23 protein-coding genes, 2 tRNA genes and 1 pseudogene are annotated in these 21,465 nt (G+C 57.6%); 11 read left to right on the top strand and 15 right to left on the bottom strand.

Going from position 1 to position 21,465, the window contains the following annotated elements:
- Positions 1-52: 52 nt before the first annotated feature.
- From AKJ29_RS14015 to AKJ29_RS14005, 3 genes are all read left to right on the top strand, one after another.
- Positions 53-754 (top strand): corrinoid protein, encoded by a 702-nt coding sequence (locus AKJ29_RS14015; RefSeq protein ID WP_055191840.1) that lies wholly within the window; start codon positions 53-55, stop codon positions 752-754.
- A gap of 97 nt (positions 755-851) precedes the next feature.
- Positions 852-1,037: a hypothetical protein gene (locus AKJ29_RS14010; RefSeq protein ID WP_055191838.1), complete on the top strand. Its 186-nt coding sequence runs from the start codon at positions 852-854 to the stop codon at positions 1,035-1,037.
- Positions 1,038-1,175: 138 nt separating this feature from the next.
- Positions 1,176-1,832 carry a DUF1638 domain-containing protein gene (locus tag AKJ29_RS14005; RefSeq protein ID WP_055191836.1) on the top strand — a complete coding sequence of 219 codons (657 nt, stop codon included), beginning with the start codon at positions 1,176-1,178 and terminating at the stop codon, positions 1,830-1,832.
- 120 nt (positions 1,833-1,952) lie between these two features.
- On the opposite strand, the gene AKJ29_RS14000 is transcribed toward AKJ29_RS14005, so the two are convergent.
- The gene (locus AKJ29_RS14000) at positions 1,953-2,363 is read right to left on the bottom strand and encodes a SufE family protein (RefSeq protein WP_055191834.1); all 411 of its coding nucleotides are present in this window, start codon (positions 2,361-2,363) and stop codon (positions 1,953-1,955) included.
- 254 nt (positions 2,364-2,617) lie between these two features.
- Here AKJ29_RS14000 and AKJ29_RS13995 point away from each other — a divergent pair, with 254 nt between their 5' ends.
- Positions 2,618-3,097 carry a hypothetical protein gene (locus tag AKJ29_RS13995; RefSeq protein WP_055191832.1) on the top strand — a complete coding sequence of 160 codons (480 nt, stop codon included), beginning with the start codon at positions 2,618-2,620 and terminating at the stop codon, positions 3,095-3,097.
- Between the two features lie 63 nt (positions 3,098-3,160).
- Here AKJ29_RS13995 and rnd read toward each other — a convergent pair whose 3' ends face one another.
- The 3 genes from rnd to purM all read right to left on the bottom strand — a co-directional run bounded on the left by rnd (position 3,161) and on the right by purM (position 6,099).
- Complete coding sequence (rnd, locus tag AKJ29_RS13990) at positions 3,161-4,321, bottom strand: ribonuclease D (protein WP_055191830.1); 1,161 nt, start codon at positions 4,319-4,321, stop codon at positions 3,161-3,163.
- Positions 4,322-4,435: 114 nt separating this feature from the next.
- Positions 4,436-5,053 (bottom strand): phosphoribosylglycinamide formyltransferase, encoded by a 618-nt coding sequence (purN, locus tag AKJ29_RS13985; RefSeq protein ID WP_261172609.1) that lies wholly within the window; start codon positions 5,051-5,053, stop codon positions 4,436-4,438.
- Positions 5,050-6,099: a phosphoribosylformylglycinamidine cyclo-ligase gene (purM, locus tag AKJ29_RS13980; RefSeq protein ID WP_055191828.1), complete on the bottom strand. Its 1,050-nt coding sequence runs from the start codon at positions 6,097-6,099 to the stop codon at positions 5,050-5,052. Before purM ends, purN begins: the two co-directional genes overlap by 4 nt.
- A gap of 115 nt (positions 6,100-6,214) precedes the next feature.
- Here purM and AKJ29_RS13975 point away from each other — a divergent pair.
- Positions 6,215-6,290 (top strand) — tRNA-Ile (locus AKJ29_RS13975).
- Between the two features lie 59 nt (positions 6,291-6,349).
- Here the strand turns inward: AKJ29_RS13975 and AKJ29_RS13970 are convergent.
- Both AKJ29_RS13970 and AKJ29_RS13965 read right to left on the bottom strand, forming a co-directional pair.
- A pseudogene (locus tag AKJ29_RS13970) lies at positions 6,350-6,835 on the bottom strand (class II aldolase/adducin family protein); the annotation flags it as partial.
- Between the two features lie 16 nt (positions 6,836-6,851).
- Positions 6,852-8,165 (bottom strand): ATP-binding protein, encoded by a 1,314-nt coding sequence (locus AKJ29_RS13965; protein WP_055191826.1) that lies wholly within the window; start codon positions 8,163-8,165, stop codon positions 6,852-6,854.
- Between the two features lie 153 nt (positions 8,166-8,318).
- On the opposite strand from AKJ29_RS13965, the gene AKJ29_RS13960 reads away from it, so the two are divergent.
- From AKJ29_RS13960 to AKJ29_RS13940, 5 genes are all read left to right on the top strand, one after another.
- Positions 8,319-9,251 carry an MBL fold metallo-hydrolase gene (locus AKJ29_RS13960; RefSeq protein WP_055192475.1) on the top strand — a complete coding sequence of 311 codons (933 nt, stop codon included), beginning with the start codon at positions 8,319-8,321 and terminating at the stop codon, positions 9,249-9,251.
- A 59-nt stretch (positions 9,252-9,310) separates the two neighbouring features.
- A tRNA-Asn gene (locus tag AKJ29_RS13955) sits at positions 9,311-9,385 on the top strand.
- 26 nt (positions 9,386-9,411) lie between these two features.
- Positions 9,412-11,523 (top strand): site-specific integrase, encoded by a 2,112-nt coding sequence (locus AKJ29_RS13950; RefSeq protein ID WP_082392613.1) that lies wholly within the window; start codon positions 9,412-9,414, stop codon positions 11,521-11,523.
- A 251-nt stretch (positions 11,524-11,774) separates the two neighbouring features.
- Positions 11,775-13,271 carry a hypothetical protein gene (locus AKJ29_RS13945; RefSeq protein ID WP_139231385.1) on the top strand — a complete coding sequence of 499 codons (1,497 nt, stop codon included), beginning with the start codon at positions 11,775-11,777 and terminating at the stop codon, positions 13,269-13,271.
- A 30-nt stretch (positions 13,272-13,301) separates the two neighbouring features.
- Positions 13,302-13,832, top strand: a complete 531-nt coding sequence (locus tag AKJ29_RS13940) for a hypothetical protein (RefSeq protein ID WP_200909162.1) — start codon at positions 13,302-13,304, stop codon at positions 13,830-13,832.
- Between the two features lie 153 nt (positions 13,833-13,985).
- On the opposite strand, the gene AKJ29_RS13935 is transcribed toward AKJ29_RS13940, so the two are convergent.
- Positions 13,986-14,252, bottom strand: coding sequence for a hypothetical protein (locus AKJ29_RS13935; RefSeq protein ID WP_055191820.1), 267 nt, complete (start codon positions 14,250-14,252; stop codon positions 13,986-13,988).
- Positions 14,249-14,422: a hypothetical protein gene (locus AKJ29_RS19715; RefSeq protein ID WP_161805431.1), complete on the bottom strand. Its 174-nt coding sequence runs from the start codon at positions 14,420-14,422 to the stop codon at positions 14,249-14,251. Before AKJ29_RS19715 ends, AKJ29_RS13935 begins: the two co-directional genes overlap by 4 nt.
- A 107-nt stretch (positions 14,423-14,529) precedes the next feature.
- Here AKJ29_RS19715 and AKJ29_RS13930 point away from each other — a divergent pair, with 107 nt between their 5' ends.
- The gene (locus tag AKJ29_RS13930) at positions 14,530-15,018 is read left to right on the top strand and encodes a hypothetical protein (protein ID WP_055191818.1); all 489 of its coding nucleotides are present in this window, start codon (positions 14,530-14,532) and stop codon (positions 15,016-15,018) included.
- An 83-nt stretch (positions 15,019-15,101) separates the two neighbouring features.
- Here the strand turns inward: AKJ29_RS13930 and AKJ29_RS13925 are convergent, their stop codons facing one another.
- From AKJ29_RS13925 to AKJ29_RS13895, 7 genes are all read right to left on the bottom strand, one after another.
- Complete coding sequence (locus AKJ29_RS13925; RefSeq protein ID WP_175502275.1) at positions 15,102-15,359, bottom strand: hypothetical protein; 258 nt, start codon at positions 15,357-15,359, stop codon at positions 15,102-15,104.
- 242 nt (positions 15,360-15,601) lie between these two features.
- Positions 15,602-16,177: a DUF4167 domain-containing protein gene (locus tag AKJ29_RS13920; RefSeq protein ID WP_055191816.1), complete on the bottom strand. Its 576-nt coding sequence runs from the start codon at positions 16,175-16,177 to the stop codon at positions 15,602-15,604.
- Positions 16,178-16,441: 264 nt separating this feature from the next.
- Positions 16,442-17,272, bottom strand: coding sequence for a peptide chain release factor N(5)-glutamine methyltransferase (prmC, locus tag AKJ29_RS13915; RefSeq protein ID WP_409360041.1), 831 nt, complete (start codon positions 17,270-17,272; stop codon positions 16,442-16,444).
- A gap of 11 nt (positions 17,273-17,283) precedes the next feature.
- On the bottom strand, positions 17,284-18,339 hold the full coding sequence (gene prfA / locus AKJ29_RS13910; RefSeq protein ID WP_055191812.1) for a peptide chain release factor 1: 1,056 nt from the start codon (positions 18,337-18,339) through the stop codon (positions 17,284-17,286).
- Between the two features lie 231 nt (positions 18,340-18,570).
- Positions 18,571-19,068, bottom strand: a complete 498-nt coding sequence (locus AKJ29_RS20440) for a DUF1499 domain-containing protein (protein ID WP_055191810.1) — start codon at positions 19,066-19,068, stop codon at positions 18,571-18,573.
- Between the two features lie 159 nt (positions 19,069-19,227).
- Positions 19,228-20,187: an agmatinase gene (gene speB / locus AKJ29_RS13900; RefSeq protein ID WP_055191808.1), complete on the bottom strand. Its 960-nt coding sequence runs from the start codon at positions 20,185-20,187 to the stop codon at positions 19,228-19,230.
- A gap of 97 nt (positions 20,188-20,284) precedes the next feature.
- Positions 20,285-21,448: a M20 aminoacylase family protein gene (locus AKJ29_RS13895; protein ID WP_055191806.1), complete on the bottom strand. Its 1,164-nt coding sequence runs from the start codon at positions 21,446-21,448 to the stop codon at positions 20,285-20,287.
- Between the last annotated feature and the right edge of the window lie 17 nt (positions 21,449-21,465).

Below are 21,465 nucleotides of genomic sequence, written 5' to 3'. Positions count from 1 at the left end.
TATGTCGCATTTGTTAAAGAACGCAGAGTTTCAGCCAAGGGAAAAGGCAATCATGTCGGACGAAGAAGATATCATCCTGAGCGAGTTGAACGACGAAGAGCTTGTTCAGCAGATGCACGACGACCTTTATGACGGTCTCAAGGAAGAGATCGAAGAAGGTGTGAATATTCTGCTGGAACGCGGCTGGCAGCCCTACAACATCCTGACCGAGGCCCTGGTGGCCGGGATGACCATCGTTGGCGCCGATTTCCGCGACGGTATCCTCTTTGTGCCGGAAGTGCTTCTGGCAGCCAACGCAATGAAATCCGGCATGTCGATCCTCAAGCCGCTTCTGGCTGAAACCGGTGCCCCGCGCATGGGTAAAATGGTGATTGGCACCGTGAAAGGCGACATTCATGACATCGGCAAGAACCTTGTGTCGATGATGATGGAAGGCGCTGGTTTCGAAGTGCACGACATGGGCATCAACAACCCGGTCGAGAACTATCTGGAAGCGCTGGAAGCAGAGCAGCCGGACATCCTTGGCATGTCGGCCCTGCTGACCACCACCATGCCCTATATGAAGGTCGTGATTGACGCGATGGTCGAAAAAGGCATTCGCGACGATTACACCGTTCTGGTCGGTGGCGCGCCGCTGAACGAAGAGTTCGGCAAGGCAATCGGTGCTGACGGTTACTGCCGTGACGCTGCTGTGGCCGTGGAAATGGCCAAGGACTTCATGTCGCGCAAACACAACCAGGGCGTCGCAAGCTAAGCGCCCGACAGGTTTACGGAACAGGCCCTGCCAGATTGGCGGGGCCTTTTTCGTTTTGCCCCTTCCCTTTCCCCCGCAAAGTCCCCACATTTGCTGCATGGGCAAACTGCGGTATCTTTTTCTTCTCACATTGGTGATCTCGGCCGGCGGACTGACCGTTCTGGTGGCTGGGCTGGCGGCATCCTCGGGCAAGCTGGATGGGCAAACTGCTATGGCCGTGTTGCCCCTGATCATGTTGGCGAGCATCGCCTTTCGCGCACTAAACCCTGACAAGAAAGACTGAATTTTCCACCGGGCAGGTCGAATGCGTGTCGGAAACTGGCGTATTTCCTCTTGCCCGAGATGAGGTCGGCAGGAATACTGATCTGACACGCGAACAGAACCGGCCAGGGGCAGACGTCCCGTGGCACAAGGAGGTCCCATGCCCTTTTCCTTGCCATCAGATCCTAGCGACGAGACCTTGACGCGGGACGGGCTGATCCCCCGCGACGAGAAGGGTCAGGTACTGGTTCTTGCCTGCGGGGCGCTGGCCAATGAAATCCTGGCGATCATCCGCGCCAACAATCTGGATCACCTCACGCTGACCTGCCTGCCCGCGATCTTGCATAACAGTCCGGACAAGATCCCGGCCGCGGTCGAAGAGGCGCTGGACAAACACCAAAGCAATTATGAGAGCGTGTTCCTCGCCTATGCCGATTGCGGCACCGGTGGGAAACTTGCCGAGATCTGCGCCAGCCGCGGGATCGAGATGATCCGCGGCCCGCATTGCTATTCCTTTTTTGAGGGAAATGCCGCGTTTGAAGCCCGCGCGGAGGGCGAAATTGATGTATTCTATCTGACCGACTTTCTTGCCCGTGGGTTTGAAAGTTTTGTTGTAAAGCCACTTGGGATCGACCGCCATCCCGAGCTGCGCGACATGTATTTCGGCCATTATACCCGGCTGGTGTACCTGGCGCAGACGGACAATCCCGAACTCGACGCAAAGGCCCGCGCGGCGGCACAGATGCTTGGGTTGGCCTATAGCCGTCAGATGACGGGCTATGGCGATCTGGAAACAGCGGTTCTGCAGGCGAAGTGAGGCCCCAAGGGGCTCTGCCCCTCGCGCTGCGCGCTCACCCCGAGGTATTTGACGCAAGAAAAAGCGGCAAATTTCGGGGGGACACAGTGGCCCTTCGTGAAATCAAACCGTCGATATGGGTCAGGCGGCTTCGCTGGCGTGAAGGCGAATACGTTCGACCATGGCGCGCACCCCGTTGGAGCGTTGCGACGAAAGATGTTCGTTCAGACCTAGACGCGCCAGTTCAGCCGAGGCATCCACCGCGCCGACCTCAGACAGCGGAAGCCCGTTATAAAGCGCCCCAAGAACCGCAATCAGCCCGCGCACGATCATCGCGTCACTGTCGCCGATAAAGCGAAACACGCCATCTTCGATCATTGGTTGCAGCCAGACCTGGCTGGCGCAGCCTTCCACTTTGGTTGCGGGAACCTTCAGCGCCTCTGCCATTTCCGGCAGGGATTTCCCCATGTCGATCACCGTCGCATAGCGATCTTCCCAATCATCGAGAAATTCGAAATCTTCAACAATGTCTTCAAAAGCTGCACTGGCCATCTGTCTCTCCCTCAAACGCCCCGATGCCGGGGTTTGGTCCGATTTAGCTAAGCGGTTCAAAGGAAAAGGTCCAGCCCCGCAAAGGTGCTCTTTTCAAACCCTTTTGCATCGGCTACCTCTGTAGCAGACCCTTAAAGCGTTTTGGTTTCGACCTGAGAGAGGACAAGGTAAAACGCGGCGAGAGAGAAACTATTGTGGGCCTTTCGGGATAGGCATCTGTCACAGCTTTGTCCCGAAACGCTTTAGGAGCTTTGATGCAGATGCGTTTGACTGCCCCCTTCATCCTGATCCCGACCCTTGTTCTGTCGCTGAGCGCCTGCAGTGGCAATGCCAGCCTCAACCCAACAACATGGTTTGCCTCTTCCGGCCCGAAGAAGGTGGCCCTGATCCCTGTTGGCGGGTTTGAGCAGGATCTGGACCGGCGGTATCTGATTGGTCAGGTGACCCGAGTTGAGGCCATGAACAGCCCCGGCGGTGTGATTGTGCGCGCAACCGGCCTGCCGCCTCGTCTTGGATACTGGGATGCGTCGCTTGAGGCATTAAATGAAGGGGAGCCGGAAGATGGCGTGCTGACCTATGAGTTCCGCATTTCAGAACCGCGCGAACATACCAATAGCGGTCGCCCGCAGCAGCGCGAAATCCATGTGGGCAAATTCCTGTCCCACAACACGCTGCGCGGGGTGAAATCCATCCGCATTATCGGTACACGGAACAGCAAAACGCTACGCCCGTAGTCCCCGCAATCTGGGCAGTTTCAGAGGTTTGAACGGGGGTAATGCCCCGTTCTTTCACCCTGTTCAGACTTCGAACACTTCGACGCGCTGACCTTTCGCCGCAAGCGCGAGTTTTCCATCACACAGGCGCACAGCATCGCTGCCAAACACCTGCGCGCGCCAGCCCTTCAACGCCTGAACATTCCGTTTGCCTGCCGCAAGCGCATCAAGGTCTGCGGCAGAGGCGATCAGTTTCTGCGCCACTTTTTCCTGTTCGCAGCGCGCCTTCAGAAGCACGCGCAGAAGGTCGGCCAGCGCGGGGTTGACTTGCAGTTTTTCTTTGGACTTGTCGGTAACTTTCGGCAGGCTTTCCTGCGGGCAGGCCAGCCCGTCCGCGACAGCCTTGAGGATCCCGTCCGCGATCTCGCCTTTGCGGGCCTCGCGCAGCAACAGGCGCGACCGGCCAAGATCCTGAATATTCGCAGGCTTTGTCGACGCAAGCTCCAGCAGCGCGTCATCTTTCATCACCCGGTTGCGCGGGATATTTCGGGACTGGGCATAGAATTCCCGAAACCGGGCAAGTTCGCGCACGATCCCGAGGAAACGCCCCGAATTGGTGCGGGTTTTCACGCGCTGCCAGGCGTCTTCCGGGTGGATGGTATAGGTCGCGGGATCGGTCAGAACCGACAGCTCCTCTTCGACCCAGGCGCCACGACCGGATTTTTCCAGCTCTTTGGCAAGCCATTCGTAGATCACCCGTAAATGGGTCACATCGCCGATCGCGTAATTCTGTTGCGCCGCGGTCAGCGGGCGGCGTGACCAATCGGTAAAACGGCTGGATTTGTCCAGCTGCGCCTTGGCAATTTTGCGCACAAGCGTTTCATATCCCACCTGATCCCCAAACCCACAGACCATGGCGGCGACCTGTGTGTCGAACAGCGGTTTTGGAAAGACGCCGGCCTCAACAAAAAAGATTTCGAGGTCCTGCCGGGCTGCGTGGAATACTTTCACCACCCGTTCATCGCGGAACAGCTCATACATCGGTTCCAGCGACAAACCGTCCACCAGCGGATCCACCAGCACCGCATCCTCTTCCGCGTCACCGGGCACCGCCATCTGCACAAGGCACAGTTTGGAATAATAGGTGCGTTCGCGCAGAAATTCGGTATCCACCGTGACATAAGGATGCTGCGCGGCCCGCGCACAGAATTCGGCCAGGGCGTCGGTGGTGGTGATCGTTATCATTCGAATATCCTGATCAATAGATCTTGCCAGTTTGCGCGTGTTTACGGGGAATTTTGCAGAAAGAAAAGCCCGAGGGGCACAGGCCCGATGCGACAGGTCGTATCGGACAGGTCATCAGGGCAGTTGGACAGGTGTTTTATCCCCGCGCACAAAGCGTTCAAGCACGGCGGGATAGAGCCTGTGCTCCTCCACCAACACCCGCGCAGCCAGTGCTGCGGCATCATCACCGGGCAGGATCGGAACACGTGCCTGACCCAATATCGGGCCACCATCCAGCTCGGCGGTTACTTCATGCACCGAACACCCGGCCACGTCATCGCCTGCATCAATTGCGCGCTGATGGGTGTCGAGCCCCTTGTATTTCGGCAAAAGTGACGGGTGGATATTCAGGCATCGTCCCGCCCAACACCCCGTGAACCCTTCGGTCAGAATGCGCATGAACCCCGCCAGGCAGATGATATCAGGCGCATGCCTCTCCAGCTCGGAATTCAGAGCCTTTTCAAACCCTTCCCGATCACCTTTGAAGTTTCGATGATCAACAACCGCCGTGGGAATGCCCATCATGCGGGCCTTTTCAAGCCCACCAGCGTCCGGCACGTTCGACAGAACCAGACAGGGGCGCGCCGGGTGATCGCCGGTCATGGATTTCGCCAGCGTCACCATATTCGAGCCGCCCCCTGAAATCAGGATGGCGACCCGTTTCTTGTCCGCATGTCCGGCGGCGCTGCTCACAGAAGCGAGCCCAGATATTTCACGCCTTCTCCCTTCTGGATCACACCCAAACGGCTGACACGCTCACCTGCATTGGTCAGCAGATCAGTGATTTTCTGGGCTTCCTTGGCAGCGACAACCAAGACCATGCCCTGGCCGGAATTGAAGGTCTTAAGCATTTCGGCGTCATCCATGCTGCCGGTTGCGCCAAGCCATTTGAACACGGGCGGCAGATCCCAGGCGTCGAGATCGACCAGCGCGCCAAGGCCATTGGGCAGAACCCGCGGCAGGTTTTCGGTCAGACCACCGCCGGTGATATGCGCCAGCGCATGAACGCCCCCCGACTGGATCGCCTCGAGCACTTGGGTCACGTAAAGGCGGGTCGGGGCCAAAAGCGCCTCGCCCAGGGTGATGCTGTCATCCCATGGGCAGGTTGCCTCCCAACCAAGGCCGGACACTTCAACCAGTTTGCGCACCAGCGAATAGCCGTTCGAATGCACCCCGTCCGAGGCCAGACCCAGAAGCACGTCCCCTTCGCGCACACCGCGCGGCAGCACTTCGCCACGTTCCATCGCCCCGACAGAGAAGCCGGCAAGGTCAAAATCGCCCTCATCATACATGCCCGGCATTTCGGCGGTCTCGCCGCCAATCAGCGCACAGCGTGACAGTTCACAGCCTTTGGCGATGCCTTCGATGATCCGGGCCGCGGTGTCGATCTCCAGCTTTCCGGTTGCAAAATAATCAAGGAAAAACAGCGGCTCTGCGCCCTGACAGACAAGGTCGTTCACGCACATTGCCACAAGGTCAATGCCGATCGTGTCCACATTCCCGGTATCAATTGCGATGCGCAGCTTGGTCCCGACCCCATCCGTGGCCGACACCAGAACCGGGTCCTTGAACCCTGCCCCTTTCAGGTCAAACAGCGCGCCAAAACCGCCAAGCCCTGCCATGACACCGGGGCGATTGGTGCGTTTGGCGGCCGGTTTGATCCGCTCCACCAGCGCATTACCTGCGTCGATATCCACACCTGCATCTGCGTATGTGATGCCGTTCTTGCCGTCGCTCATGTCGTCCCCCGAAGATCGAAGCTCATATTTTCACGCACGCGATAGCTTACATGAAGGAAAGAGTCCACGGTCTGCTTGACGCGGGGCGAAACTTTGATACGTAGGGGGCTAAGGTGGGCCTGTAGCTCAACGGTTAGAGCAGAGCGCTCATAACGCTTTGGTTGCGGGTTCAAATCCTGCCGGGCCTACCAAATCGCCGCCGTAATCTATACCGTTGGGCAAATCGCAGTCCGCGCGCTATTGTGGCCGCTCAACTGGCGAAATCCGATCCCTCCTCCTCCAAAATCGCCTTCAACTCTTCCAGATGGCGGGTGGCCTGATCGGGATAGTTTTCCAGCTCGCGCGCGGTTTTCTCAGCGATGTCATCCGACAGGATCCGCAGTTTCTGGCCCGTTTGCAGCGCACGGATATAGGTTTCCGCGGCGCGTTCGAAATAATAAAGCCGGTTGAACGTGTCGGCCACGCCGTCGCCAATGACCAAGACGCCGTGATTGCCCATGATCATGGTTTTCACCTTCGGATCAGACAACATCGCCGCACAGCGTGTCCCCTCCTCTTCGAACGCCAACCCGCCAAAGCCCTCATCAATCACATAGCGATTATAAAACGTCGCGGTGTTCTGGTCGATCGGTGGCAGGTTGCTGTCTGCCAGAGAGGCCAGCACCGTGGCATGGATCGAATGCACATGCATCACGCAACGCGCATGGGGGCAAAGCCGGTGGATCGCCCCGTGCAGGGGGCAAAACTCGTTCTCACCGCGGCAAAACCAGTTCGATTTTCAATCCGCCCAGATCGGAGCTTTCCCCCAGCCGCATATGCCCCCCGTGACTGCGCGCCACATCATTGGCGATGGCAAGGCCAAGCCCCACCCCACTGCCCTTGTCCTGATTGCGGGCGGCATCAAGGCGGGAAAAGGGCTTCAGCGCCTCATCGCGCAGATCTGCGGGAATGCCCGGCCCGTCATCTTCGATGACAAAGCGCAGGTCCCCCCGCCCCTCAAGCACGGACAGGCGCACCTGGCTGCCATATTTCATCGCATTGCCCAAAAGGTTTTCCAGCGCCCGTTCAATGGCCACAATCCTGAGCGGGATCCTGCCCTGCGCCTGGAGCGGGCCAGTCTGCACCTCTTTTCCCGCCCGGGCAAATTTGTCGATCACCCGACGGGCAATATCGGTTGCATCACAGTCTTCCGTGCCTTCCGCCTCAGAATCATCGCGCGCAAAATCGAGAAAACTGTTCACCAGCCGCGACATTTCCTCAACATCCTGCTCCAGCTCTTTCCGGTCCGCGTCATCCAGCATCGACAGGCTCAGCTTCATCCGGGTCAGCGGCGTGCGCAAGTCATGACTGACCCCGGAGAGCATCATCGTGCGCTGCTCGATCTGACGCTCGATCCGGGCCCGCATATTCAAAAAGGCACGCCCCGCCGCGCGCACTTCGGTCGCCCCGGAGATGCGATAGGGCACAACCTGCCCCTTGCCGAACGCCTCAGCCGCACGCCCCAGTCGCAGGATCGGACGCAGTTGATTGCGCAGAAACAAAAAGGCCACAACGGTCATCAGAAACCCGGTTCCGACCATCAGAACCAGCAGTTGATGCGGATTTGTTGCAGAGACCCGCCTGCGCGAAAACGCCACCTCCATCTGCCCATAGCGGGTGGCAAAGCCCAGCAACACGACGCTCCGGTCACTTTTCAGGTCAACCCCCTGCAACCCGGTCAGGTTTTCACGCAACACCCGGTCAACCGTAAAACCGGTCAGGTCGGTGATGGCCAGGCGATCCGGCACGGCCTCACCCGGCAGGGTGATGCGCAGGGCAAGCGGCACGCTCAGCGGTGTGATCGCCGCAAGTGCCTCATCCCGGTTCGGCGCCTCGTCCACCAGGCGCTGCACATAGTCCAGCTCCGCCGCCACCGCCGAGGTCATCTGTTCGGTAATCCGGTTGAAATGGCGCTGAATGAACACAACCGACACAACCAGCTGCAACGACACGATCGGAACAATCAGAATCAGCGCCGCACGGCCATAAAGGCTTTTCGGCATGAATTGTTTGAGCCAGGTAAACATGGCCCGACCCTACTGTGTTTGCCCGCGCATTTGAAAGCCCGCATTTGCAACCTGTCGGAAGCCGGCGACGCTGCGTTTGCCCCAGTCACGCCCGCTGCGGTCTTGCCATTGTCGCACCGCAACGGCCTTATGGCGAAAAAAGAAAGGCTCCAGATGACTGACCAGACCCAAGTCGACGCCCCGCAGGCCGGTGCCATGATGACGCTGGAACCCGGTATCCGGCGCATTCTCGCCCCCAACCCCTCCCCAATGACCTATTGGGGCACCAATACTTATGTGATCGGGACCGGGGATGTGGCGGTTCTGGATCCGGGGCCGGAAAACCGCACCCATCTTATGGCCATTCTCGAAGCCCTTGAGCCGGGGGAACGGGTCACCCATATTCTGGTGACCCACGCCCATCTCGATCACTCTCCTCTGGCGCGTCCATTGGCGGATCTGACCGGCGCACAGATCTATGCGTTTGGAGAGGCTCAGGCAGGCCGCAGCGAGGTGATGAAGGATCTCGTTGCGCGCGGCCTGCATTCGGGGGGCGAAGGGGTGGACGCCGGGTTCACCCCGGACATCTGCCTTGCCCATGGCGATCAGCTGACAGTGGGCGGCCTGCCCCTTGAAACCCTCTGGACCCCGGGCCATTTCGCCAATCACATCTCATTTGCCACCACCGGAAACACGGGGGGCGCAGTTTTTACCGGCGATCACGTCATGGGCTGGGCCAGCTCGCTCGTCTCCCCGCCAGATGGCGATCTGACCGCCTTCATGGCCTCATGTGAAATGCTGCGCACCCGCAAGGATCGCGTCTATTACCCCGGTCACGGTGCCCCGGTCGAAGACCCGGCCGAGCGGATCAACTGGTTGATACGTCACCGAAAAAGCCGGGAGGCCGACATTCTGAACGCCCTTGATCCCGCCCGGCCCCGCACAATTTCCGACCTCACCCGGGCAATCTATACAGACACGCCCCCGGCCCTGCTGCCTGCCGCAGAGCGCAATGTCTTTGCCCATCTGATCGACCTCACAACGCGCGACCTCGTGGGACATGAAGGGGCTTTGAGTGCCGACACAATTTTTTTCCGCCGCATCTGAAAAAATCGAAATTTCCCCTCTTGCAGCGGGAAACGGCGAAAGCTATACACCGGCTCAGTTCCGGCGTAGCTCAGCGGTAGAGCAGTTGACTGTTAATCAATTGGTCGTAGGTTCGATCCCTACCGCCGGAGCCAAAATCCCTACAAGGGATTGAAAACAAATGACAAAGCGCTCCTTCTTGGGGCGCTTTTGTCGTTCTGGGCACATTCTCTGTCACATCCGATTACACAAACCCCTTGCGGGAGTCGGAGCATTGAGAAGATCAAACACATGCCTGCATCTGGAACGCAGACCGTCATCATTTTACTGGCGGCGGCGTATCCCAGGTTTTTTTTCAAAAAACACTTCAAACCCGTTTCTCGTTTTTTCCTTGCGGACTCATTTGGTGCGCGAGGCTGAGGTGCTGGCCCGCCGATTGACGTGGCTCAGCTCTCTTGCCTTCGACTATGCGAGGGGCGTTGCGATTATGGAAACAGGTCTGATGGAACGTGTGTTGACCGAATTGGTGCGATTTGAAATCGCAGCTTCGGATGCCGCACGCGCCATCGCACCTGAGCGAACCCATAAAGAAGCGCAGATGGCCGCCGAGCGAGAGCTGGTCTTGCAAAACACGCTGCGCGAGGCACTGCTTTTGCGCAACCGTGAAGTGGCGCGCTCTCCTGTTCGCGCAGCGGCGGAACGTCTGGGCGTGCAAATTTCAGAAGATAGCAGCGATTGGATGGCTCTGGCCTATGAGGCTACCCGCGTATTGTTGGATCTCAGCAACGAGAAGTCACGACGCGACCATGGTTTTTTCTCCGCGCCCAGCCGTTTCTTTGAGGCGGCGATGGCACCTGACGCGATGCCTTCAATGCCTGCCTATCGTGTAGAGCCTGCGGCTATTGCGGTTCACGAAGCGCCCTCAACTCATGTAGTTGCTCAGCCTGCTCCCGCAACGCCTTCTGCGCCTGTCAGCGCGCCACTGACGGAGCCTGAACCGACCCTGCGTCCAAGCCCAAAAGTATCGAAGAAGGCGTCAATCAAGCTGTCGGAAGCTTTCGAAAAATACGGTGCGGTTCGCTTGGAAGGCAAAATGGGAAAGCAGGTGGAAGAAACTGCTGTCAAAGCCAAAGGTGAGTCCTACAAACGCAATTCTTTTGCGAACCTGCAATCCACAGCCAAGTTGCTTGTCGACGTGATCGGCGACAAGCCGGTGTGCGAACTTGTAGTAGGGGATTTCACTGAAGCGTTTTCGATCATCCAGCACGTGCCCGTGAACCATGGCAAATCTTCCGCCGAGAAGCGCCCGATGCGTGAAATCGTCGAAGCAACCAATTTGAAGGAGCAGAAAAATAAGGCCCGGGTCCATGCAATGATGAAGAAGGCTGGCGCAAGTCAGGGCAACATTGAAGCAGCTGAACATCAGGAAAATATTGCGCGTCTTCGTGTAAATACCGTCTATCGACATATGCAGGACACTCAGCGTGTGCTGCGCTATTTGATTGCGCACGGCTACCTCTCAGAGAACTTCATGGAAGATGTGATCTGGTCCAAAGGAGAGCTGCAACGCCTTGAAATTCTGCAAGAAGACAACAGCCGCAAAATCTGGGGCGATGAGCTGCAGAAACTTTTCAGAACCCCTCTGTTTCAAGGTGAAATCGAGGACATCGGCGATCCGATGTTCTGGGCACCAATTGTCGCTGTGCTGCACGGAATGCGCGAAGAAGAAGTGCTGCAACTGCGCCTCGATGATATTCGGGCTGAAAACGGCATTGACTATTTTGACATTAAAGTCGGCGCATCTTGGCAGCGTTTGAAGTCCAAAGCAGCAACGCGCCGTGTGCCCCTGCACAACAGCCTCGTTGCCCTTGGCTTCCTTGATCTGGTCGCGATGCGCCAGCGCGAAGGCGAGGATCGCCTGTTCCCGCACTTAACGCGTGGGAAGAACCGCAAAACTCTGTCAGAAAACTTCACCAAGGATTTTACACGGTTCCGCAAAGCCAACGATGTCTATGAAAAGCGCATCGACTTCCACAGCTTCCGCACGCAGTTCAATGTCGAACAGATCAAGGCCCGCACCGACAGTGAGTTGCGCCATATTCTCATGGGGCACGAAATGGAGACCGTGAATCTTAAACACTATGGCGGCGACGGCCATGATCTCGAATACCTGCATGAGATCGTGCAGCGCGTAGACATCGACATTTCGATGATCCAAAGCCCCTTTGCCGATGGTAAGAAGGCCAAAGTGTCTGACTTGCAGGCCACGCGCAAACGCTTGCGTGTGGTGTGATCCGCGAGCCTTCCTTCGCACAGGAAATTTGCGCGGTAGCCACATGCAGAACGGTGCTATGCTTGGGCGAACAGGGAAACCTGTTTGCCCCTAACCCCACCAAAGCAACGTCATTTCATGATTTCTGGGGTTCTAATATTCATTACTTCTGCGTGGGTATTTGATTGCTTTATCAAATTCTTAGAACGTCCGGACTGCAAAAAATGCAGGTTTTGAGTTGGACTGGGCGACTTGCGAAATGACATTGGTAGTTGTTTTGGCAGAAAAGTGATCAACGATGCATTATTGTAGAAAACCTTCGCCGATATCTTTCCGCCCAAGCCGCCACGTTTCCATTTCCTTTCCATCAAGAAAGGAAAATAAAATTGGACTACCCTCACACCAAATTCCGTATCTCGGCCGATATTGCTGAGTTCATTAAGCTGTCTGGATTTTCCCCAGCCACAGTGAAGCTCTTCTTCGCGCTGATCTTTCTACAAGATCAGACCGGAGAGGGTTGGCCCGCGATAGATGAGGTTTACGAGCCGAAGGACCATTTCGTCACGGTCGCGCACCTCCGCCAACTGGGTTTTCCATCCGACACTCGCTCAAGCCGGTTCCTACGCAAGCCGGTTGCAGAGCTGGCTGCGTTTCCAGAATTCTTCGACCACCTCGCAATTGGACCGACAGGCCGCTATTTGACGTGGAGGTTTTCAGAGAACTTCTTTGACGCCATGGGAGATATGGAGGTCTACGGGCTGATCGACGCCAATGAGATCGCTTTGTGTCAGGGCAAATTTGGCGGTGCTTTGCTGGCGCAGATCCCGCTGCACCGCAAAAAGCGCATGCCGGAGTTTCGCTTGGTCGGTCCGAACAAGGGATATGACGCCCAACCGGGCGATGTATTGCCCAACCTGATCCACAGCCAGATCCAGCGACATCTCGGCCCGCTGCTGCAAAAGTGGGCTGATGAAACCAAGATCACCTTTGCCGTGTTGCTTGGGTGCGCTTCTTGTGTCACTTATCGTCTACATATCGCGGCAGGCTTGGAATTGGACAGCGCGTCGCCAGTTTCGAAACTGGCCGATCACATCGAACAATCAGGACTGGTGGTCCCGGTGCTGGCGGATGAATACCGCTATGCATCATTGCCGTTTTGCGTTGTGGATGCGGTGTTTTCGATTGGGGTTCGATATGCGAGTACGCAGAAGGTGGTTTCGAATTTATGCGAGTACACCGGCTGGGCACGATTTGCCCCGACCCGTGAAGGAAGAGGTGAAGGTGAGCAGCGGCTAACCGATCTGACAGCCTTCTTCGACACGCTTGGCATTGATGGGATGGCCGATACCGTTTTCCAGAATCGGCAGCGCACGTCGTCCCGCTCCGGTATCCTCAAGTCAGAAGCGGTTCTGCTCTACTGCCGCGCGTTGACCGAAGCCGGGATCAACACCTTTGCCGATCTCGATCTAGACCGCTGCGAATATGCAGAGGCGATGATCTTGGGCCTGCCCGGCCAATCCAGCGGTATCGCATTCGACTATTTCATGATGCTGGCTGGCGACGACAATCTGATAAAGCCTGACCGGATGGTGCAACGATACGTTGCCAATGCCCTGAAATTGGATGCGATACCACAACCGCGTCAGGCGGCAATTCTCGTCCGATTGGCAGCGAAGGTTCTTCGGAAACGCGGACGCCAATGGACGCCATTGAGCCTTGACCATGCTATCTGGCGATTTCAATCTGCTAAAGCATCCGCCCAGGACTGAAAGAACCGCCGTTGGACGTCGTCTACCCAGATGCGCCATGACATTCGCATCATGGGCCCTTACGCTGGTCACATGAATTACAGCGCGCTTTCAGTTTCCGATTTACTCAAGACACATACCGGGGTTCTCGACGAACTGCGTGCGCGCGGAATTCTGCGAAGCGCCAACAATCCAACCGGGGACTATGCCGAGTGGTTGTTCTGTCGCGCCTTCGGGTGGGAGCAGGCGGCAAACTCCGTCAAGGGCTACGACGCGACCGACGCCGAAGGCACCCGGTTTCAGATCAAAGGCAGGAGACTGCACCAGCACAACACGTCCCGCCAACTGTCTGCCATTCGAGATCTGGCCGGGTTCGATGTTTTGGCAGGTGTATTGCTGAACGCTGAATTTGGTGTGGCGCGAGCCGCCTTGATCCCATCGTCGGTTGTGCGGGACCGCTCCAAGTTCACCAAGCACACCAATAGCCATCGGTTCTTGCTGCGTGACGACATTTGGGATGCCGCTGGAGTCCAGGACGTGACCGCCGATCTCCGAGCAGTTATCTTGCGCGAATCCGCGTGAGCGCGCGTCTAAGGCGGGGGTCGCGTTCGCGGGCGTGACGGATGCCCAAAACATGGAGACGCCCATCAGCGCGCGATTTTTCGGGGGTCGCTGGGCGCGCCACGCAGAACGAAAACGGGCGGCTCGATGGCCGCCCGTTTTGCTTTTCACGATCTACTTGCGGCTAGGCCGATCAATGTAGATTTCTTTCAGCGCGACTTCTTTGCGCAGACGCACTTGGAGCCGTTCCGCCAGCTTCTCGGCAAAGAACATGCCGTCATGGTCGTCTTGCAGAACGGCTTGCGCGAGTTGAAGCGCCAGACGTTTGGTCACCTTCCGGTGACACCGCTCGTCGATCTCGCGCGCCAGCATGGCTTCGAGATCGGATTGCGGAACGAGCATGTTGAGCGGGCGCGTCGGCAGCTTTTCGAGCACGGTCATTGCGCCACCTCCTCCTTCGTCACTCGCCAGAAGCCGTATTTGTGGAACTTCATCGTTTGCGTGCTGTCGGCGCGTGTGATAGTGATTTCTCTGACGCCGTTCGCCAGCAGATACTTGCCGAGGCGGTTGAAGTCGCGCCGCTTGAGCGCGGCGGGTTTCAGTACTTTCATCGTAGAGTTTCCTTCATACCATTGCGATGTGTCCTTGCAGTTTGCGATCCCCTCAAGGACTGACCCGACTATCCCATACCCCGCACACAGAAACTGGAGCGCCGAACATGGACGAAAACTCCAACTTGTTAGACGAGATGGCACGCGATGCGGAACGCGAACCCGGCGACGCCAAGAAAGCGTGGCGTTTGCTTGCAACCCACATAAGCGAAACTTCATTGCCTAATTGGGTCAAAGAATACGTGCAAAAGTCAGCACGCGCAGTCTCTGAATACGATATGGAGGACGGGGATCAGGCACAACTTGCTCACAGACTCGGCTTCTTCCGAGAGGTCGACTTTAATCCCGGCGCAAATTACGATTTGGACGATATTTTTGATTGGTTCACAACGCGGATGATGAAAGACGTTGGCGAGGGCAAGAAAATCAATATTTCGAGGACAGCGCGCGAATACCGTGAAGAGAACCGTATGTTCAGCAGTTCACCGGGTGGAATCCGCAAAGCATATGAAAAGGCACGCGCGCGCCACGCCCGCCAATTGCAAGATGACGTTGAGTTGGACAGCCGCCTCGAACAGAGACGAAAATCGAAATAGCCCTGAGGCCGCTCCCGTCTCGTCGAACTCGTCGGGCAACGGCAGGCGAGACAGGCACGAGCGCGAAGAGAGCGCCCGGAATTTCAGTACCATCCCCGTAGATGACTGACCTTGATGCTCTGCGATGCGAGGTATTGGGAAGCGAAGGCGGCACAGATCAAACCGATGCCCAAGTCGCTGTGACCCGACGCGTTGCGACTCTGGCTGATCACCATGTTGCCAGCCGCCGTTGTCTGGGTCGTGAACGATCCGAGGTCTGCCTCAATCTCCTGCCTTAGCGGCAGGTCGTGAGCGAACTTCAATTCGCCCGCCGCGAACAGCACGGCAAGGTTCTCGATCATGAGCGTTTTCGAGGCGTTCACATAAACGAGCACCTGGGGCGGCACGAAAACGCGACAGGTCCAGTCGGCAAAAAAAACGAAAATTTTCCCTTCGGACCTCTGCCATATCCCAAAATCTGGAATGCTTCAGGTCCTATGACCGGGGTTTTTTCCAATGTCGCCCTGAACAGGGCGCAAAAAGGTGCCCATGCAAAGCATTGGACACCTCAGAATTGTCAATTCACCAAAGGACGGCAGGCGCGTTATTCAGCAGCTTCCGGCGCGTCGGGCTGCGATTGCGTGCCCCCGCCGTTCTGATCGTCGGATTTCACATCCGTCTTGGGCTTGGCCGGACGGCGCGGTTTGCGCGGTTTGGCTGGGACCTTTTTGGGCTTGCTCTCAGGGGTTTCGACCAGCCCGCTATCCTCGGATGCCTCGATCAGATCTGGTTGCTCAGCCCCTTCCAAAGTGGTATCAGAAGGCGCGTCAACGACATCGGCGGATGTGTCTGCCTTACGCTCCCGTTCGTCCTTTTCACGTTGCTGGCGCTCGCGGTTTTGCTGTTCCGTCTGCTGGCGCCGGGCATCCACCTCGCGCTGCGCTTCTGCCAGAATACGCGTATAATGCTCAGCATGCTGCTGAAAGTTTTCGCCAGCCACCCGATCATTCGACAGGAAGGCATCGCGTGCCAGCTGGCTGTATTTCTCGATTATCTGCTGCGGCGTGCCACGCACCTTGCCCTCTGGGCCCGAGCTGTCAAATACGCGGTTGATGATATTGCCCGGATTGTTCCGGTTGCGGTTCGACTTATTGCGCGAGCGGGACTTCGAAGATCTCATTAGCTTTTGCTTTCAGCCTTGTCACAGGCAAGTGGTCGCAAGGACCAGTGTTGTCTCGGACAGGGCGCGAAGGCGCATCCACAGGTCCGTTTTTGGGGCTTAAAGTCGACCGATGTCCCAAGGGACTACCGCCATCGACATCTCTTTCGTAACCATCACCGACAGGAGAGACAAGTGCAATCTGCCTGTTTCATACGGAAAACGCGTTTTTTCCACATTTTCGCACATCATTTTGCGCAGCCAGAGACAAAAACACGGGATGGACTACCGCAGTATGGCACAAACCACCCGATCCCGGCCATCCATGTCCTGTTTGATCTGAACATCGGACAGGCCAGCGCCCCCGAACATCCCGGCCACCGCTGCCCCCTGCGTGGGGCCAACTTCAACCATCACCCGTCCGCCCGGTTGCAAAAAGCGGATCGATTGAGCGGCAATTTCTCGATACGGTTCCAACCCATCCCCGCCCGGCGTCAGCGCCATATGCGGCTCCCAGTTCAGCACATCCGGCGCGAGACCCGCCATCTCGTCTGCTGCAATATAGGGGGGGTTGGAGACGATCAGGTCAAATCGACCATCCACGGGTTCAAACCAGCTGCCTTTGAGAAAGGAAATACGGGGCAGAACGCCAAGGGCCCTGGCATTTTCGCAAGCCACCTCAAGCGCCGCTGGTGACAGGTCCACCCCCACCCCCTGCGCGCCCTCACATTCAGCCAGAAGCGTCACAAGGATGCAGCCTGATCCCGTGCCCAGATCCAGAACCCGCCCGAACGGTGCCTGCAGGGCCAGTGAGACCAGTTCTTCGGTCTCAGGGCGCGGATCCAGCACATCCTGCGTGACGCGGAAGTCACGCCCATAGAAATGGCGTTTGCCCACGATCTGGGCCACCGGCTGGCGGGCAATCCGGGCCTCGATGGCTTGGTCGAACCTTTGTTTCTGATCCGCGCTGACCGGGTCAGGCAGCGCCAGCGTCAGGCGTCCGCGATCAATTCCCAGAGCGTAAGCCAGCAGCGCGCGCGCATCCCCCGCTCCACCCTCGATGCCCGCCTCAGAAAGCCGCCGCACACCCTGCACCAGCAGCATCTGTGCCGTCAGATCAGGCGCAGTCATGTGTCCATCTCAGCCAATTGTGCGGCCTGGGTTTCGGCAATCAGCGCGTCAATCACCTCGTCCAGATCCCCGTTCATGATCTGGTCAAGCTTGTAAAGCGTGAGGTTGATCCGGTGGTCCGTCATGCGCCCTTGCGGAAAATTGTAGGTGCGGATCCGTTCCGAGCGATCCCCTGAACCGACCTGTGATTTCCGGTCCGCCGAGCGTTCATCGTCAATCCGTTGCCGCTCCTGATCATACAGTCGGGTTTTCAGAACCTGCATTGCGATCTCGCGATTGCGATGCTGGGATTTTTCCGAACTGGTCACAACGATGCCGGTTGGCAGGTGAGTGATCCGCACCGCAGAATCGGTTGTGTTCACATGTTGTCCCCCCGCGCCGGAGGACCGCATCGTATCAATGCGGATATCATTTGCGTCGATCTGGATATCCACATCTTCGGCTTCCGGCAGAACCGCCACGGTTGCCGCAGAGGTATGGATCCGCCCGCCACTTTCGGTTTCCGGCACGCGTTGCACCCGATGCACACCGCTTTCGAACTTGAGACGTGCAAAGACCCCCTCGCCCTTCACATGTGCGGTGACGTCTTTCACTCCTCCCAGTTCCGACAGGGACTGCTGCATGATTTCAAATTTCCAGCCCTGCGTTTCGGCGTATCGCTGATACATACGCAGCAAATCACCGGCAAAAAGCGCCGCCTCATCCCCGCCGGTGCCGGGGCGGATCTCGATCATTGCCGGGCGACTGTCCGCCGCATCCCTGGGCAAAAGCGCAAGCCGCATCCCCTGCTCAGCCTCGGGCAGACGGGCGGTCAGCTGGGGCAGCTCTTCTTCCGCCAGTTCCCGCATCTCCGGATCGCCCATCATCACCTCGGCCTCTTCGATATCGGCCAGGAGCTGCTTATAGGCTGCAATTTCCTCCACCACGGGTTTCAGCTCCGCATATTCACGGCCAACCGCGGCGATTTCATCGCCGGACAGACCTTGTGACATGCGCGCTTCGAGAAATTCGAACCGCTCGGTGATCGCGTTGAGTTTTTCCAAAGGAACCATGAAGATCGGTCTGTCTTATTGCCGGGTTTTGGTCAAGAGGCCGGACCGTGATATACTGACCTCATGCGCCATTTCCTTCTTATCGCCATGCTTGTCGGCCCGGCAGCTCAGGCAGATGTGACCGCCCCCAGTGGGCGGGTGATCGACTGTTATTGCACCGACAGTCAGGGCGGACGGGTGGAGCTGGGTCAGGAAATCTGCCTGTTCGTGGACGGGCGCGCCTTCATGGCCTTATGCGACATGAGCCTGAATGTCCCGATCTGGCGCGACACGGGCCGTGCCTGCCTCTCGTCCCGGCTGGGCATAGAGCAGCTTGAGCCAGTTGGTGAGCCGGGCAGCATTGACCCCAAGATCTGAGCGCCCGATCACCAGATACGAATGGATATGCAGATGCCCGTCTACAATCCAGATCCGGGTGATGTCGGGAAAGCCGAACAGGCGCGAGCGATGCACGAAACTGTATCCATCGGCAGCGGGACGTTCTTCCGTGCGCGGTGTCTTACGAACCAGATCCAGCAAGCGCGCGACACCACCTTCCGGCAATTGCCCCAGTGGCAGCACGTATTTCACGCCCCCTTCCAACTTGTGCTGACCGCGGGTCTGCGGCCCCGGATGATCAGCCAGACGCCCGGTGGGAAGCGGTGCCCACCGACTATAGCCCGCAAGTGCCACTCCCCCCAGCATCGCCAATGCGACAAGCCCTGCCAGCAGCCAAATTCCAGTTTGCATTCAGATCACCTCTGCACATTTCGCGCGGCGCACTATCATGGCTTGGGGCAGGATGCGAGCCTTCCTCAACGGAAATCTTGAGGCGGGGAAGAAAACCGCCGGGTGTCCCGTTACGGGCGGCCTCCCCCTGATATGATCATATGTTGGACAAAAAGAGTGTCAGCGTCGGGTCCAGGCCCAGAGATTCAGGATCTCCATCGCCACATGCGCCCCGGCAATCGCCGTGGCCCCGGTGGTATCAAAAGGCGGGGACACCTCAACCACATCCCCGCCAACCAGATGGATGCCAGCAATATCGCGCAGAATGATCGATGCCTGCGCAGAGGTCAGCCCCCCCCAGACCGGCGTTCCGGTCCCCGGCGCAAACGCCGGATCCAGACCATCAATATCAAAGGTCAGATAGGTTTGATGTGTTCCCAGAATAGATTTGATCTTCTTCGCCACCGCCTGCGGACCGGTCTCATGCACTTCACGCGCATCAATGATATTCACACCAAGCGTGTCTTCGTTTGTGGTGCGAATACCCACCTGGACCGAACGCCGGGGGTCTACGATCCCCTCTTTCACCGCTTTGTAAAACATGGTGCCATGATCCACCCGCGTAAGGTCATCATCGGGCCAGGTGTCGGTGTGCGCATCGAATTGCAACAGGCTCAAAGGGCCATATTTCTTGGCATATGCGCGCAAAATCGGATAAGTGATGTAATGGTCCCCACCCAGCGTGAGCGTTGCACAATCCTGATCCAGAATGCCGGCGATATGTTGTTCCAGCGTGGTCGGGAACTGGGCCGTATTCGCATAGTCAAACGCCAGATCACCATAATCGGCGATGGCAAACTCGCTGAGAACATCAAAGCCCCAGCCATAGGCCGGATCAGGGGATTGCAATGCCGACGCTTCGCGGATCGCCCGTGGACCCAGACGGGTGCCGGGGCGATTGGTGACAGCCTGATCAAACGGCACCCCGGTCACGGCAATATCCACATTGCGCAGATCCTTGGTGAAGGTGCGTCGCAAAAAGGATGTGATCCCCCCAAAGGTATTTTCAAAAGACAACCCCTTGAACCCATCACGGGTGATCGCGGTGTCCACCTCTTTGCTGGCGTCTTCCAGTGCCATGGCTTTCTCCTGTTGGATGTGGCCATTGTCTGACCAATACTTTTGACCAGTTTAACACATTTCGTGCAGACAATCCATAAATTTGATCAAATATTGATCATTTCACAGGCTGCCGCTTTTCAACCAATCGCGCAAAGAAGCTGGCCCCATAGGGGGAAGCGTCGTCATTAAAATCATATTCCGGGTGGTGCACATACGGCCCCTCGCCCTGTCCAAGATAGAGGTAAGCCCCTGGTCGCTCTTCCAGCATATAGGCAAAATCCTCCGCCCCCATGGAAAGACCGCCATTTCCATCAACCCGCGCCTCCCCAGAAAGCTCACGGGCAATCCCAAGTGCAAATTCGGTCTGCTCCGCATGGTTCACAGTCGCGGGATAGCCGCGATCATAGACCACCTCTGCCGAAACATCGAACCCGGCAGCAAGCCCGGCCACAATCTCGCGCACCCGCCTTTCCGCCAGGTCCCGAACCTCTGGTGTGAAAGAACGGATCGTCGCCTCAAGCCAGGCGGTTTCCGGGATCACGTTATCCACTGTGCCGCCATGCACCTGCGTGACGGAAATCACCAGCTGCTCCATCGGCGGCAGGTTGCGACTGACAATGCTCTGCAGCGCCTGAGCAATCGAGACCAGCGCCATGATCGGATCACGGCATTCGTCCGGATGCGCCCCGTGCCCCCCGACGCCGGTCACGTTGACCCGCAGCGTGTCCTCCGCCGCCATCAACGGGCCAGGCATGGTGATGAAACTGCCCAGCTCTTCGCCCGGAAGATTATGAAGAGCGTAAACCTCCTGGATGCCAAACCGGTCCATCATGCCGTCATCGCACATGTATTTTGCCCCGCCGAAATTCTCCTCGGCAGGTTGGAAAATCAGTGCCACGCGCCCTGAAAAATTGCGGGTTTCCGCAAGATATCTGGCCGCGCCGAGCAACATGGTTGTATGGCCGTCATGCCCACATGCATGCATCATACCGTCCGTTTGAGACGCATATTCCAACCCGGTCATTTCTTGCATTGGCAGGGCATCCATATCGGCGCGCAAACCAATGGTTGGGCCTTTTCCCTGCCCATTGATCACGGCCACCACCCCCGAGACACCTATTTTCTCGTGAATTTCATCCACGCCAAACTCTCTCAGCCGCTCCACCACATAGGCGGCAGTCTGGTGACATTCGAGCCCAAATTCTGGATGGGCATGCATCCAGCGCCGCCAGGTCTTCATATCTTCGCCAAAATCAGCGATACGGTTGATAATGGGCATCGGCACCTCCTTTAACT

The organism is Aliiroseovarius crassostreae, from assembly GCF_001307765.1.
In the GTDB taxonomy this organism is placed as follows: Bacteria; Pseudomonadota; Alphaproteobacteria; order Rhodobacterales; family Rhodobacteraceae; genus Aliiroseovarius; species Aliiroseovarius crassostreae.
This window is presented reverse-complemented; position numbering and strand designations above follow the sequence as displayed.